The sequence below is a fragment of the Tabrizicola sp. genome, from assembly GCF_030694085.1.
Taxonomy (GTDB): Bacteria; Pseudomonadota; Alphaproteobacteria; order Rhodobacterales; family Rhodobacteraceae; genus Tabrizicola.
This window is the reverse complement of the sequence record NZ_JAUXZE010000009.1, coordinates 221,108-233,921: the sequence shown is the minus strand read 5'-3', so window position 1 is coordinate 233,921 and position 12,814 is coordinate 221,108. Positions and strand designations below refer to the sequence as shown.

Annotated in this window: 15 protein-coding genes; 8 read left to right on the top strand and 7 right to left on the bottom strand. The window is 65.6% G+C overall.

Going from position 1 to position 12,814, the window contains the following annotated elements; all coding sequences use genetic code 11:
* The first annotated feature begins 15 nt into the window (after positions 1 to 15).
* Positions 16 to 657, top strand: a complete 642-nt coding sequence (locus Q8M85_RS02280; protein ID WP_305539694.1) for a CDGSH iron-sulfur domain-containing protein — start codon at positions 16 to 18, stop codon at positions 655 to 657.
* A gap of 242 nt (positions 658 to 899) precedes the next feature.
* On the opposite strand, the gene Q8M85_RS02275 is transcribed toward Q8M85_RS02280, so the two are convergent.
* Positions 900 to 2,603, bottom strand: a complete 1,704-nt coding sequence (locus Q8M85_RS02275) for an acyl-CoA dehydrogenase (RefSeq protein ID WP_305539692.1) — start codon at positions 2,601 to 2,603, stop codon at positions 900 to 902.
* A 108-nt stretch (positions 2,604 to 2,711) separates the two neighbouring features.
* Between Q8M85_RS02275 and Q8M85_RS02270 the strand changes: the two genes are divergently transcribed.
* Complete coding sequence (locus tag Q8M85_RS02270) at positions 2,712 to 3,659, top strand: L-threonylcarbamoyladenylate synthase (protein ID WP_305539691.1); 948 nt, start codon at positions 2,712 to 2,714, stop codon at positions 3,657 to 3,659.
* 159 nt (positions 3,660 to 3,818) lie between these two features.
* A complete protein-coding gene (gene mscL, locus Q8M85_RS02265) occupies positions 3,819 to 4,190 on the top strand; it encodes a large conductance mechanosensitive channel protein MscL (RefSeq protein ID WP_305539689.1) in 372 nt (123 codons plus the stop codon).
* A 57-nt stretch (positions 4,191 to 4,247) separates the two neighbouring features.
* Here mscL and Q8M85_RS02260 read toward each other — a convergent pair whose 3' ends face one another.
* The 3 genes from Q8M85_RS02260 to ald are packed head-to-tail and all read right to left on the bottom strand — an operon-like array spanning position 4,248 to position 6,582.
* Positions 4,248 to 4,853, bottom strand: coding sequence for a sulfite oxidase heme-binding subunit YedZ (locus Q8M85_RS02260; RefSeq protein WP_305539686.1), 606 nt, complete (start codon positions 4,851 to 4,853; stop codon positions 4,248 to 4,250).
* A gap of 55 nt (positions 4,854 to 4,908) precedes the next feature.
* Positions 4,909 to 5,421 carry a GNAT family N-acetyltransferase gene (locus Q8M85_RS02255; protein WP_305539684.1) on the bottom strand — a complete coding sequence of 171 codons (513 nt, stop codon included), beginning with the start codon at positions 5,419 to 5,421 and terminating at the stop codon, positions 4,909 to 4,911.
* A gap of 42 nt (positions 5,422 to 5,463) precedes the next feature.
* The gene (ald, locus tag Q8M85_RS02250; RefSeq protein WP_305539682.1) at positions 5,464 to 6,582 is read right to left on the bottom strand and encodes an alanine dehydrogenase; all 1,119 of its coding nucleotides are present in this window, start codon (positions 6,580 to 6,582) and stop codon (positions 5,464 to 5,466) included.
* A 140-nt stretch (positions 6,583 to 6,722) separates the two neighbouring features.
* Here ald and Q8M85_RS02245 point away from each other — a divergent pair, with 140 nt between their 5' ends.
* On the top strand, positions 6,723 to 7,187 hold the full coding sequence (locus Q8M85_RS02245; protein WP_305539679.1) for an Lrp/AsnC family transcriptional regulator: 465 nt from the start codon (positions 6,723 to 6,725) through the stop codon (positions 7,185 to 7,187).
* Here Q8M85_RS02245 and Q8M85_RS02240 read toward each other — a convergent pair.
* Entirely contained in the window at positions 7,184 to 7,738 is a 555-nt protein-coding gene (locus Q8M85_RS02240; protein WP_305539677.1) for a TetR/AcrR family transcriptional regulator, read from the bottom strand. The genes Q8M85_RS02245 and Q8M85_RS02240 overlap by 4 nt on opposite strands.
* A gap of 306 nt (positions 7,739 to 8,044) precedes the next feature.
* Positions 8,045 to 8,251: a 30S ribosomal protein S21 gene (gene rpsU / locus Q8M85_RS02235; RefSeq protein ID WP_008027119.1), complete on the bottom strand. Its 207-nt coding sequence runs from the start codon at positions 8,249 to 8,251 to the stop codon at positions 8,045 to 8,047.
* Positions 8,252 to 8,351: 100 nt separating this feature from the next.
* On the opposite strand from rpsU, the gene Q8M85_RS02230 reads away from it, so the two are divergent.
* Together Q8M85_RS02230 and Q8M85_RS02225 are read left to right on the top strand one after the other, a co-directional pair.
* Positions 8,352 to 9,026, top strand: coding sequence for a COQ9 family protein (locus Q8M85_RS02230; protein ID WP_305539672.1), 675 nt, complete (start codon positions 8,352 to 8,354; stop codon positions 9,024 to 9,026).
* Between the two features lie 13 nt (positions 9,027 to 9,039).
* Positions 9,040 to 10,032: an NAD(P)H-quinone oxidoreductase gene (locus Q8M85_RS02225; RefSeq protein WP_305539670.1), complete on the top strand. Its 993-nt coding sequence runs from the start codon at positions 9,040 to 9,042 to the stop codon at positions 10,030 to 10,032.
* A 226-nt stretch (positions 10,033 to 10,258) separates the two neighbouring features.
* Here the strand turns inward: Q8M85_RS02225 and Q8M85_RS02220 are convergent, their stop codons facing one another.
* The gene (locus Q8M85_RS02220; protein ID WP_305539668.1) at positions 10,259 to 10,897 is read right to left on the bottom strand and encodes a ribonuclease T2; all 639 of its coding nucleotides are present in this window, start codon (positions 10,895 to 10,897) and stop codon (positions 10,259 to 10,261) included.
* A 125-nt stretch (positions 10,898 to 11,022) separates the two neighbouring features.
* Between Q8M85_RS02220 and Q8M85_RS02215 the strand changes: the two genes are divergently transcribed.
* Together Q8M85_RS02215 and Q8M85_RS02210 are read left to right on the top strand one after the other, a co-directional pair.
* Positions 11,023 to 11,781 (top strand): DUF1013 domain-containing protein, encoded by a 759-nt coding sequence (locus Q8M85_RS02215; protein ID WP_305539666.1) that lies wholly within the window; start codon positions 11,023 to 11,025, stop codon positions 11,779 to 11,781.
* A 161-nt stretch (positions 11,782 to 11,942) separates the two neighbouring features.
* Positions 11,943 to 12,809: a PhnD/SsuA/transferrin family substrate-binding protein gene (locus tag Q8M85_RS02210; RefSeq protein WP_305539663.1), complete on the top strand. Its 867-nt coding sequence runs from the start codon at positions 11,943 to 11,945 to the stop codon at positions 12,807 to 12,809.
* The last annotated feature ends 5 nt before the right edge of the window (positions 12,810 to 12,814 follow it).

Here is a 12,814-nt window from a genome sequence, read left to right as displayed (position 1 = left end):
CAACCGGGGGAAACCATGTCCGAGGAAGTTGTCCAGGGCCGCGAGGTCACCATCCGTTTCGACGCGGGCCGCTGCGTCCATTCCCGCAACTGCGTGCTGGGGCGCCCGGATGTCTTCGTGCCGAACGTGCCGGGCGCGTGGATCCACCCTGACGCCGCCAGCGCCGAGGCGGTGATGCATGTGGCGCTCTCCTGCCCGTCGGGCGCGATCCGGGTGGCGCACACCGATGGGTCGGCCACGTCGGATGCACCGCCGGTGTTGAACACGGTCCGGGTGCGGGAAAACGGTCCGCTGGCGATCGAGGCTGAACTGGTGATCGGTGGGCAGCGGCAGGCCACGCCCCGCGCCACGCTTTGCCGCTGTGGGCAGTCGCAGAACAAGCCCTTCTGTGACGGGGCGCATGTGGCGGCGGGGTTCACGGCGACCGGGGAACCGGCGGCGAAGGAATTCGCGGCGCTGGAGGTGCGGAACGGCCCGGTCAGCGTCCAGCCGCAGCCCAACGGATCCCTGATGGTGACGGGGAACCTTGAAATCGTGTCCGGCACCGGGCGGACAGTGAACAAGGTGACGAAGACCTGGCTTTGCCGCTGCGGCCATTCGGCGAACAAGCCCTACTGCGACGGTAGCCACAAGGCGGCCGGGTTCGTGGCGGACTGACCGGATCGCCTCCTCGTGCGACTTTGTCTTCTCGTCGGGATGGCCGCGCGAGGAGGGACGAAGTGACGGACGAACCGTCCTGGCGATGCGTCCTCCACATTGCCGATCATGCGGTCAGGCTGCCGCGAGGAAGGACGAAGTCGCCGACAAGTACTCCGTGGGCAAAAGTTTCCAAATCCCTAACGTCCGCGACCAAGTGGTTGATTGCAAAAGGGCATCGCGTTCTGTCCACCGTGGACACTTCAGGCGGCAAGGTCCTCTGACCCCACCTCGTACAGCCCCGCTGCCCCCTCCCTGGCCTGGGCAAGCAGCCCCCCAAGTTCGGGCAGCAGCCGCCGGACCATGACCCGGGCCAGCGCCTCCCGCCCCGGATCGGCCAGCGCCGCCTTCAGGTGCGCCTGCCCGCCCAGGACCCGTGCGAAGGCCCGCAGGTAGGGCACCGCCCCCGCAAAGCGGTCGTTGAGGGGGAGGGCGAGCACCGCTTCGGTCCCCTCCCGCAGCGCCTCGGCAGCCTGCCAGACCTCGCCCGCCAGGTCGGGCAGGTGGGCGCGCCCCGCCTCGGCCCCGCGCTGGACCTCGTCGATCAGCCGGAATGCCGCCTCTCCGCCATCCAAGAGCTTCCGCCCCACCAGATCCATCGCCTGAATCCCGTTCGTCCCCTCGTAGATCGGCAGGATCCGCGCATCCCGAAGGTATTGCGCCGCGCCAGTCTCCTCGACGAAGCCCATGCCGCCGTGGACCTGAACGCCCATACCCGCCACCTCGCAGGCGACATCGGTCGCATAGGCCTTTGCGATGGGGGTCAGCAGCGCCGCACGGGCCTGCCAGTCCGGGTTGCCGGTCGCCGTCGCCATGTCGATCGCCTTGGCACAGGCCAGCGAGATTGCGCGGGCGGCAAAGACCTCGGCCCTTGCTGTCGCCAGCATCCGGCGGACGTCGGCGTGCTCCAGGATGGGGCCGTCTGCCGCCAGCGGCGTTGCCCCCTGATGCCGCGCCTCGGCATAGGCCAGCGCGTGCTGAAGGGCTGCCTCGGCAATCCCGACCCCTTGCGCGGCGACGGACAGCCGGGCGTTGTTCATCATCGTGAACATCGCCGCCATCCCCTTGTGCGGCGCCCCCACGAGCCAACCCGTCGCCCCGTCGAACTGCATCACGCAGGTCGGGCTGCCGTGGATGCCAAGCTTGTGCTCCAGACTGACCACCCGCAGGCTGTTGCGGTCGCCCAGCCCCCCATCGGCGACCGGGATGAACTTCGGAACCATGAAAAGGCTGATCCCCTTGGTCCCCTCCGCCCCGTCCGGCAGACGCGCGAGGACAAGGTGGCAGACATTGGGCGTCAGGTCGGTGTCGCCCCAGGTGATGAAGATCTTCTGCCCGCTGATCGCATAGGTCCCGTCCCCGTTCGGCATTGCCTTCGTCCGCAGCGCGCCGACATCGGACCCCGCGTGCGGCTCGGTCAGGTTCATCGTCCCCGACCATTCACCCGAGGTCAGCTTCGGCAGGTAAAGTGCCTTCATCTCGTCCGAGGCGTGATGTTCCAGCGCCTCGATCTGGCCCTTGGTGAGTAGTGGCTTCAGCTGTAGCGCAAGGCAGGCGCTGGACATCATCTCGTCCACCCCCAGCGCCAGCGAGATCGGCAAACCCATGCCGCCATAATCCGGGCTTGCCGCCATGCCGACCCAGCCACCCTCGGCAATCGCGCGGTAACCCTCGGCAAAGCCGGGGGAGGAGACGACGGCGCCGTTCTCCAGCCGTGCGGGATGTTGGTCGCCGATCCGGTTCAGCGGCGCAAGGATGTCGGTCGACAGGCGCCCGGCCTCGGCCAGGATCGCCTCGGCAAGGTCGGGGGTCGCGGCAGAGAAGCGGTCGGTCACAGCGACCTCGGCGAAGCCTACCACATGGTCCAGGATGAAGCGGATGTCCTTCACAGGCGCGCGGTAGGGCATCTGGGCCTCTTTCGGTCAAAGCTTGGCAAAACGGGGGGGCTGGCTTATGGACGCCCAAATCAAGGCTAGCCCTTTCGCCAAGCCCATCAAGCTGGACGCTGCGTCACCATGACCCGAACCCTAGCCCCGGACGATGTCGGGATCGCCGAAGCCGCGCGGTTGCTGGCAGCGGGCGAGCTGGTCGCTTTCCCGACCGAGACCGTTTACGGCCTGGGTGGGGATGCGCGGGACGACCGGGCCGTGGCGCGGATCTACGAGGCCAAGGGCCGGCCAAGTTTCAACCCGCTGATTGTCCACTTGCCCGATCTTGTCGCGGTGGAAAAGATCGCGCGCGTCGGACCTAAGGCGCAGATGCTGGCCCAGGCCTTCTGGCCGGGGCCACTGACGCTGGTTCTGCCGCTGCGCGAGGGGGCGGGGATTTCTCCTCTTGTGACGGCGGGCCTGCAAACAGTGGCCGTGCGTGTCCCGGCGCATCCCCTGGCGCAACGGCTGCTTCGGGCGTTCGGGGGGCCACTTGCCGCGCCGTCCGCCAACCCCTCGGGACGTGTCTCGCCCACGCAAACCGCGCATGTGCTGGAGGGGCTGACGGGCCGGATCGCAGCGGTCCTGGATGGTGGAGCCTGCGCCGTGGGACTGGAGTCAACGATCGTTGTTGCGGACCCCGAGCCGTTGCTTTTGCGCCCCGGCGGTTTGCCGGTGGAGGTGCTGGAGGCGGCCCTGGGCGAGCCGCTGGCGGTAGGCGGCGATGCCGGAAAGCCGACGTCTCCCGGCCAGCTTGCCTCGCATTACGCGCCCGAGGCGGTCCTGCGGCTGAACGCGCCCGAGGCGCTGCAAGGGGAAGTTCTGGTCGGCTTCGGTCCAGTGAAGGGCGCGTTGATGCTGTCCGAATCCGGCGATCTGGTCGAGGCGGCGTCGCGGCTGTTCCAAATGCTGCGCGAGGCTGACCGGCTGGCGGGTCCGGGGGGGCGCATCGCCTTTGCCCCGGTGCCCGAGACGGGTCTGGGCCGCGCGATAAACGACCGGCTGCGCCGGGCCGCAGCCCCGCGCGGCGTTTAAGCCGCAGCCCCAGAGTCACACCCCGCCGGTCTCGTGGGTGAAACTGCCAAATTTCCCCGTTAATTTTCAGTTCACCTATGCCATAGTCCAGCCGGGCCTGAGAGCCTGAGCAATCAGAAAGTCTGCCGACCAAGGCGGGACAAAAAAGGGAACCGTGGAATGTTTAACGAATTCAAAGCCTTCATCGCGCGCGGCAGCGTGCTTGACCTTGCCGTCGGTGTGGTCATCGGCGCTGCCTTCACCGCCATCGTCACCTCGCTGGTTGACGACCTGATCAACCCGCTGATCGGTCTGATTGTCGGGGGCGTGGACTTCAGCGGCCTGAGCGTCGGCCTTGGCGAAGCGCAGTTCATGTACGGCAATTTCATCACTGCGATCATCAAGTTCGTGATCGTGGCCTGGGTGGTGTTCCTGATCGTGAAGGCGGTGAACCGGATGATGCCGAAGAAGGTCGAAGAGCCAGCACCGCCGGCGGGTCCGTCGGACAACGACCTCTTGAAGGAAATCCTGGCCACTCTGAAGGCCAAGTAAGACCAAAGAAGGTTCCGGCAGACGGCCCGCAGGTGCGATCCTGCGGGCCGTTTCCATTCAGGCAGGCAGGGGTGTGCGCGGGCGCAGGTACCAATACCAAAGCCGGTAGACCCATAGCGCGACCAGCGGACCGAAGTGGACAGCGGCGGGTGGCCAGCTGCCCCAGTTGTGCAGCGCGGCCCAGTGGATCAGGACCAGCACCGCCGCCGGATAGGCCCAGCGTTGCAGGGTCTTCCAGCCCGTGTGCAGCCAGCGCTGCGCGGCGTTGTTCGAGGTGACTGCCAAGGGCACGAAAAGCAGCATCGCCAGCCAGCCCGTCCAGATCTCGGTATGGGGCAGGGCGTCGACGATGCGGTCCAGGGTGCCGCGGTCGATCACATAGACCAGGGTATGCAGCGCGGCGTAGACAAAGGCCGCAACCTCTATGTCGCGGCGGTGGTGCACCAGCCAGCGCGGCCACTGGCGGCCCTTGAACAGAAGCATCAGGCCCGAGGCCATCATCCCGATGATCATGAACCGCGCGGCCCATTCGCCCGTGGGGTGCAAGAGGCGGTGGAACGACTGCGCGTCGTCGCCGAACAGTGGGCCGATCAGGGGGACGGCGGGGATCGCAAGCACGACCCACAGGGCAAGGGTCGAGGGTTTCTGGCCGAGAATTGTCATGGGGCACCTTTGGTCTGGTGCCCCGTATACGCCGCAGTGCGGCGTTTCCGTCGCATCAGATCGGTTTGGTCAGCTCGATCAGATCGAAGTCCTGACGCAATGCACCGGGCTGTTCGTCATGTGGAAAGGCTTCGCGCCGCCCCGTGCGCCGAAAACCCCGACGTTCGGAATAGGCGATGAGGGCAGTTTGGAGGTTGATCGCGGTCAGCGTCAGTGACGGGACCCCCCACAGTGAAACGGCCCGCGTCTCGGCATGGTCAAGAAGCGCGCGGCCGATCCCTTCGGCTTGGCGCAGCGGATGGACGGCCAGCATTCCCAGGTGGCCCGAAGCGTCGATCTGCACCGACCCCGCCAGGTCCGGCGCGTGGCAAAGCAGGATGCGATGGTGTGGGTCTGCCAGAATACCCCGGACCTCGGCCAGGGTCGTGCGCGGCCCGGCGTGCAAATGGGTCTCGGGCGTCCAGCCCCTGGCGGCGTCGGGTCCCGAGTATGCCGAGTTCACCAGGTCGGCGATGGCTGCGGCATCGTCCAGCATCGCGTCGCGGAAGTGGAGGGGATCGGTCTGCATCACCGAAGCGTCGCAGACCGGAGGTTGCTTGGAAAGGTTTTACTACAGGGCCAAAGCCTGATCGCCGGTGATCACCGGCAGGCCAAGGGCCACGCCCACAGCGGCGTAGGTCAGCTTGCCGGCATGGACGTTCAGGCCGTTCAAGAGGTGCCGGTCATCGGCGCAAGCCTTCTTCCAGCCCTTGTCGGCCAGGGCCAGCATGAAGGGCATCGTGGCGTTCCCCAGGGCCTGCGTCGAGGTGCGGGCCACTGCGCCGGGCATGTTGGCGACGCAGTAGTGCATGATGCCGTCGACCTCGTAGATCGGGTCCTGATGGGTGGTGGCGCGGGACGTCTCGAAGCAGCCACCCTGGTCGATGGCGACGTCGACAAGCGCAGCGCCCGGCTTCAACTCCTTGAGCTGGGCCTTCGAGATCAGCTTGGGGGCTGCGGCCCCAGGGATCAGCACCGCGCCGATGATCAGGTCAGCCTCGCGGGCCAGAGCGATGGTATTGCCAGCCGAGGCATAGGCGTTCTTGAACTCACGCCCGAAGACGTCGTCCAGATAGCGCAGGCGGTTGACCGAGCGGTCGATGACGGTGACATCCGCACCCATGCCGGCGGCGACCTTGGCGGCGTGGGTCCCGACGACTCCGCCGCCGATGACCAGGACCTTGGCCGGAAGCACACCCGGCACGCCCCCCAGCAGGACGCCACGCCCGCCGTTGGCCTTCTGCAGGGTCCAGGCCCCGACCTGGGGTGCAAGACGGCCCGCGACTTCGGACATCGGGGCCAGAAGGGGCAACCCGCCACGGTCGTCGGTCACCGTCTCATAGGCGATGCAGGTGGCTCCGCTTGCGAGAAGGTCCTGGGTCTGCTCTGGGTCGGGCGCAAGGTGAAGATAGGTGAACAGGATCTGCCCTTCGCGCAGGCGCTTGCGTTCAACGGACTGGGGTTCCTTGACCTTGACGATCATGTCGGCCTTGGCAAAGACCTCCTCTGCGGTGTCGATGATGCGGGCCCCGGCGGCGACATAGTCGGCGTCGGCAAAGCCTGCGCCCATCCCGGCCTTGGTTTCGATCATCACCTCATGGCCGTGGGCCACTGCCTCGCGCACGGCGTCGGGGGTCATCCCGACGCGGAACTCCTGCGGCTTGATCTCTTTCGGGCATCCGATTTTCATGATTTCCTCCCTGTGGGACCTGGTCCCTGTGGGTGCAATCGTGATCCGATTTGGTGGCGATGCTTTGAATTCTGGTTGGCTGGAAGGCTGATTATGCGTAGCTTCTTCGAAGTAATCGTCACCTTACCGAAGAATCTTGCATGCCCCTTGACCTTGACGCCACCGACCGCCGCATCCTGACCGTGTTGCAGAAGAACGGCCGGATCACCAACGCCGAGCTTAGCGAAGCGGTGAATCTGTCGCCTTCGGCCTGTCACCGCCGGGTGCAGCGGCTGGAGGAAGATGGGTTCATCGCGGGGTACGTCGCCCTGCTGGACGCGCGGCGCATGGGGCGAATGACGACGGTCTTCGTCGAGATCACCCTGCAAAGCCAGGCCGAGGACCTGCTGGATGCCTTCGAGCGTGAGGTTGCCAAGGTGCCCGACCTGTTGGAGTGTCACCTGATGGCCGGGACGGCGGACTACCTGCTGAAACTGATGGCCGAGGATACCGAGGACTTCGCCCGCATCCACCGGCAATTCCTGAGCCGCCTGCCGGGTGTGCGGCAGATGCAGTCCAGCTTTGCGCTGCGAACCGTGGTGAAGACGACAGCGCTGGCGGTCTAGGCTGCGACCTGCTGATAACCCTGCAGGTAGCCCATGACCGCGCGGCGGGTGCGGTCGGTCAACGCGCCACGGTCGGCCTCGTGCGCCTCGCTGGCGGCGTCGATCATGCCGCGCAGGATGGCCAGGATGTCCTGCGCCGTCGTCTCGGGGCGCTGGATCTTCAGTTCGTCCAGACGGGCGGCGATCAGCACGGTGATGCGGGCCGAAAACTCGGCGGCTTCCGGGTCCGGCGGCATCTGGCTGCGGGCCAGGTTCAGCGTCCGCGACAGCGAGGGGCGGGCCAGGTAATGCGCCACCGTCGCCTCGATCAGCTCGTCAACCAGATGGGTCAAGGTGTGCGCCGCATCCGAGCTGACGATCCGTTCGACCGCTTCCAGCAGATTTGCCCGCTCGGCCCGGATCAGGGCAGCGAGAAGCGCGTGTTTGCCGGGGAAGTACTGATACAGCGACCCGATCGAGACCCCGGCCCGCGCTGCGACGGCGTTCGTCGTCAGAGCATCCAGCCCTCGACCCGAGCAGAGGTCGGCTGCGGCGGCGAGGATCCCGTTCACTTTTGCGCGGGAGCGGTCTTGGCGGGGGTGTTTGCGAAGCTCGATCATGTGGGAACGGTAGGCCGTCTCATTGCGGCAGAAAACTGTTAAATGTGGCAACAATTGGAAATAGATTGTTGATGCCCGCCCAAGTTGCACCACGGCTTCGCCACAATGTCGCCACACAACCTTAGGTTATCCAGTGCCTTTTCAGGAGGCAGACCATGGGGTCGCCGAGGGCCCAAAGGCGGGCAAAGAAAAACCCCCGGCCTCGCGGACGGGGGTTGATCGGGCGGGAATCGCTTCCCCAGTGTCGCTTGAGACGTCTTAGAGACCGCCTTCGCGCTGAAGCTTCTTCCGCGCAAGTTTCCTTGCACGGCGCACGGCTTCGGCTTGTTCGCGTGCCTTCTTGACGGAGGGCTTCTCGAAATGTTGCTTGAGCTTCATTTCACGAAACACACCTTCACGCTGAAGTTTTTTCTTCAGAGCACGGAGAGCCTGTTCGACGTTGTTGTCGCGGACGCTGACCTGCATGTGGTTGTCACCACCTTCCTAAGCTAGAGTTGCACTATGATGTGCAGGCTGGGGCGCTATATCAAAGCGACACCGGCTTGTCTACCAAGAGGAGAACGCCATGCCCGAGGACGAAATCAAGGCCCGCGTGCTGAATGCGGCGCTTTCGCACGTGCCGTTCGACGGCTGGTCCGAAGCGACCTTGAAGGCGGCGATCACCCAGTCCGGCGTTGCACCGGCTTTGGCTCGCGCACTGTTCCCGCGGGGCGGGGTGGACCTTGCGCTGGCCTACCACCAGCGCGGCGATGACGCGATGGCGACGCAGCTGGCGAAACTGGACTTGAAGAACGTGGCTTTCCGGGACCGGGTCGCCAAGGCGGTCCGCACCCGGCTGGAGCTTTCGGACAAGGAGCTTGCGCGTCGGGGCACCACCCTTTTCGCCCTGCCGATCCATGCCGCCGACGGGGCGCGGGCGATCTGGGGGACGGCGGACCGGATCTGGACTGCGCTGGGCGATAAGTCGCAGGATTTCAGCTGGTACAGCAAGCGCGCGACCCTGTCGGGGGTCTATGCCTCGACAGTGCTGTTCTGGCTGGGCGACGACTCCCCCGGTCAGCACGATACCTGGGAATTCCTGGACCGCCGGATCGAAGAAGTGATGCAATTCGGCAGCCTGACGAAGCGGTTGCAGGAAAATCGATTGGGCGAGGCAATGATGCGGGGTCCCGGCAAGATTCTGGAAAGCATTCGTGCGCCAAGACTGCCGTCAGACCTGCCCGGCTGGATTCGGCGATAGCAAAGGACCAAGGATGACCCTGTCGCACAGCATGCTTGCAATCGAGATTTCGTCCCCCGGGGGGCCGGATGTGCTGCAACCGACCTCGGTGCCGGTTCCGGTTCCGGGTCACGGCCAGATCATCATCCGCGTCGCCTATGCCGGGGTGAACAGACCCGATGCCCTGCAGCGGGCCGGGGCTTATGCGCCACCACCCTCGGCCTCGCCCCTGCCGGGGCTGGAATGTTCGGGGACGGTGGTCGAAGTGGGGCCGGGCGTGACGCGCTGGAAGATCGGCGACCAGGTCTGCGCCCTGCTGCCCGGTGGCGGCTACGCCGAATACGTGGCGACGCCCGAAGCACATGCCCTGCCGATTCCCAGTGGTGTGTCGCTGAAGGAAGCCGCCTGCCTGCCCGAGACCTGCTTCACCGTCTGGTCCAATGTGGTGATGCGCGGTGGCTTGCGCGGGGGTGAACGGTTCCTGGTCCACGGCGGCACCAGCGGGATCGGGACGACGGCGATCCAGATTGCGCATGCCCTTGGCGCCCGGGTTTTCGCCACGGCGGGAAGCGATGAAAAGTGCCAGGTTTGCCGCGATCTTGGGGCCGAAGCGGCCTTCAATTACCGCGAGACGGACTTTGTGGCCGAGATGAAGGGTTTCGGCGGGGCGAACCTGATCCTGGACATGGTGGGCGGACCGTACATCGAGCGGAACTTCAAGGCGCTCGCCGACGGCGGTCGGCTGGTGCAGATCGCCTTCCTGCAAGGGGCCAAGATCACCCTGAATCTGGCGGAGCTGATGACGCGGCGGCTGGTCCTGACTGGGTCCACCCTGCGGCCGCAGTCGGACCTCGCCAAGGCAAAGATCGCCAAAGCGGTTGAGGAAAACATCTGGCCGATGATTGAACGCGGTGCGGTCAAGGTGGTGATGGACAGCGAATACGACCTGCCCGACGCCCCGGCGGCGCATTGGCGGATCGAATCCGGCGGTCATGTCGGAAAGATCGTGCTGCGGGTCAACCCGTAAGGAATTCCTTACCTCTTTCGCCTCCATTTCGTCCGGCCCGTGACTTCACGGTGGTGTGAGCTTGACGTAAGGTCAACTTAGGTCAGGCGGGGTCGGAGGTTTCGATCCAGACGTTTGTTTTCCCGGTGCGGACCCCAGCCGCGTCGGGACCCGGATATTGGACAACCGCCATTTTTCCTTAAATCCCCTCAGAACGCGCAATTTTCTTTCGATCCCGCCTGCCACATTAACGGACCGGCTCCAGCACGGCGTCGGTCAACCGGCAGTCCCGGATCACGTCGTCGCCACAGCGCCGGAAGTCCAGACCGCGGGTCAGGCAGATCCGGGCCTCCTGGATCAGGCCCGCCTTGCAGGTGATGGTGATCTGGTCGCGCGCAAGGTCGGGGTTTGCTTCCAGAAACGCCTCCTCGACGACTGCCGCCGGGACCTGAAGGCGGCGGGAGACGTCTTCCAGAAATCCGGGAACCGCGACGCGGTCATAAGCCGCGCGTGCGGTGCGGAAATAGTCGGGCGCGGACAGGCCCGAACAGCGCCCGTGCTTCTTCCACTGGTAGAACGCCAGCCCGGCCCCGCCCATGATGTCTGCCATCGCGGCGGTCTCGGTGCGGGTCGGGTCGCGCTGGGCCGTGCGGCAGAACGACGGCCAACCGTCCTCATACTGCGGCCAAAGACCATGCAGCACGAAGGTCAACCCGCGACCCACGTCGCATTGCGGGTCGTCGCGGGAATCGCCCTCCAGCGCACACCAGGCTGCGGACCAGGACAGCGACAGGACGTAATAGTCGAAGTCCCCGGCCTGTTCGCCTTCCGCCTGTGCGGCACCGGACCAGCACAAAGCCGCGATGGCCAACAGGAACAGGCGCATTTTCGCTTCCCCTTTGCGCATTTCGGCCCTATATGGGCGCCTGAATTCCCCGAAATCGTGGAACTCGCGGGCCAGGCCCGCAGCCGTTTTCCCGGCACGGGACAGGTTTGTAAAGGAGAGATCCGATGTCGAAACCGCTTATGGCCAAGGCCACTGCCGTCTGGCTGGTGGACAACACGACGCTGAGCTTTGCCCAGATCGCCGATTTCTGCGGGATGCACGAGCTGGAAGTCCAGGGGATTGCCGATGGCGACGTGGCAACCGGGGTCAAGGGCTTCGACCCGGTCGCCAACAACCAGCTTGACCCGATCGAGATCACCCGCGCCCAGGCCGACCCGCTGTACCGCATGAAGCTGAAGTTCAACGCCGCCGCCGTGGGCGAGGAAAAGCGCCGTGGCCCGCGCTATACCCCCCTGTCCAAGCGCCAGGACCGTCCGGCCGCGATCCTGTGGCTGGTGAAATTCCACCCCGAATTGTCGGACGGCGCCATCGGCAAGCTGGTTGGCACCACCAAGCCCACGATCCAGTCGATCCGTGAGCGGACGCACTGGAACATCGGCTCGATCCAGCCCATCGACCCCGTCGCCCTGGGGCTGTGCAAGCAGACCGAACTTGACACCGCCGTTCAGGCCGCCGCGCGCAAGAAGGCGGCTGACGGCGTGGTGATGTCCGACGACGAACGCCGCAAGCTGGTGTCGACCGAGCAGTCGCTGGGCATGGCGCCCGACGCGCGGATGCCCTCGTCCCTCTCGGGGCTGGAGGTTTTCGGCGACGAGGAAAAAGACGACAGCCCGGCGTCCGATTTCTCGGATGCCGACAGTTTCTTCAACCTGCCTGCGGGCGAGCAGGACGACGACGAGGACGAAGACGACCGCCGCCACTGATCGCAGCATCGGACTCTACGGGACAAGGCCCGGTCGCACAGCGGCCGGGCCTTTCGCTTGCAGCGCGCTCTGTCGCAGGACTGTAACCTGACCGTCGCAAGGCTGTCGTTCGGCAGTGCTATCCGCCCTTTTCAGCATCACCTGACAAGGACGTCCCCGCCATGAAACACCTCCTCGCCTCGGGCCTTCTGGCCATCGGCCTTGCCGCGGCCACCCAGGCCGCTGCCCAGGACACGATCCGCTTCGCCGTCACCGACATCGACGGGATGGAGGCTTTGCAGCGCGAGATGGGGCCGTTCAAGGACGCGTTCGAGGCGGCCTCGGGCCTGAAGGTCGAGTTCTTCCCGGTCTCGGGCCGCACGGTTGCGGTCGAGGCGATGGCCGCCGACCAGGTCGACTTCGTGCTGACCGGGCCGGCGGAGTATGTGGTGTTCAACGCCCGCCTTGATGCCCAGCCGGTCGTGACCTGGGTCAGGCCGGACTATTATTCGACTGTCGTCGTGCTGGACGACAGCGCGGTCAAGTCGCCTGCCGATCTGAAGGGGCAGAAGATTTCGTTCGGTGAGATTGGCTCGACCTCGCAACACCTGGGGCCGGTCGATCTTCTGGCGCAGGCTGGGCTGACCTATGCCGTGGACTACGAGCCGGTGTTCCTGAACCGCAACGTCGCGGTCGAGGCGCTGATCTCGGGCGATATTGCCGGGATCGGCCTGAACCGGACCCACATCGACAGCATCACCGGAAAGTTCCCTGACCAGAAGTTCCGCGTCCTGGTGAAGGGACCACAGCTGCCCGACGACATCCTGCTCGCGTCCTCGAAGGTCGCGCCCGAGGTGGTCGAGACCGTGCGCAAGACCTTTGCCGACAACAACGAGGCGATCCTGGCGGCACTGACCTCGACCGAGGAAAACGCCAAGTACATCGGCGGCAAGTTCAACGCCTCGGTGACGAACGCGGATTACGACGTGGTGCGCAAGATGTTCGAGAACATCGGCATCACCGAGTTCACCGAATTCGTCGGCGAGTGATCTCG

What these genes read in the sequence shown, in the direction of transcription:
- Q8M85_RS02280 (WP_305539694.1), top strand. Translation starts at nt 16, where the DNA reads ATGTCCGAGGAAGTTGTCCAGGGCCGCGAGGTCACCATCCGTTTCGAC.
- Q8M85_RS02275 (WP_305539692.1), bottom strand. Translation starts at nt 2,603, where the DNA reads ATGCCCTACCGCGCGCCTGTGAAGGACATCCGCTTCATCCTGGACCAT.
- Q8M85_RS02270 (WP_305539691.1), top strand. Translation starts at nt 2,712, where the DNA reads ATGACCCGAACCCTAGCCCCGGACGATGTCGGGATCGCCGAAGCCGCG.
- mscL (WP_305539689.1), top strand. Translation starts at nt 3,819, where the DNA reads ATGTTTAACGAATTCAAAGCCTTCATCGCGCGCGGCAGCGTGCTTGAC.
- Q8M85_RS02260 (WP_305539686.1), bottom strand. Translation starts at nt 4,853, where the DNA reads ATGACAATTCTCGGCCAGAAACCCTCGACCCTTGCCCTGTGGGTCGTG.
- Q8M85_RS02255 (WP_305539684.1), bottom strand. Translation starts at nt 5,421, where the DNA reads ATGCAGACCGATCCCCTCCACTTCCGCGACGCGATGCTGGACGATGCC.
- ald (WP_305539682.1), bottom strand. Translation starts at nt 6,582, where the DNA reads ATGAAAATCGGATGCCCGAAAGAGATCAAGCCGCAGGAGTTCCGCGTC.
- Q8M85_RS02245 (WP_305539679.1), top strand. Translation starts at nt 6,723, where the DNA reads ATGCCCCTTGACCTTGACGCCACCGACCGCCGCATCCTGACCGTGTTG.
- rpsU (WP_008027119.1), bottom strand. Translation starts at nt 8,251, where the DNA reads ATGCAGGTCAGCGTCCGCGACAACAACGTCGAACAGGCTCTCCGTGCT.
- Q8M85_RS02230 (WP_305539672.1), top strand. Translation starts at nt 8,352, where the DNA reads ATGCCCGAGGACGAAATCAAGGCCCGCGTGCTGAATGCGGCGCTTTCG.
- Q8M85_RS02225 (WP_305539670.1), top strand. Translation starts at nt 9,040, where the DNA reads ATGACCCTGTCGCACAGCATGCTTGCAATCGAGATTTCGTCCCCCGGG.
- Q8M85_RS02220 (WP_305539668.1), bottom strand. Translation starts at nt 10,897, where the DNA reads ATGCGCCTGTTCCTGTTGGCCATCGCGGCTTTGTGCTGGTCCGGTGCC.
- Q8M85_RS02215 (WP_305539666.1), top strand. Translation starts at nt 11,023, where the DNA reads ATGTCGAAACCGCTTATGGCCAAGGCCACTGCCGTCTGGCTGGTGGAC.
- Q8M85_RS02210 (WP_305539663.1), top strand. Translation starts at nt 11,943, where the DNA reads ATGAAACACCTCCTCGCCTCGGGCCTTCTGGCCATCGGCCTTGCCGCG.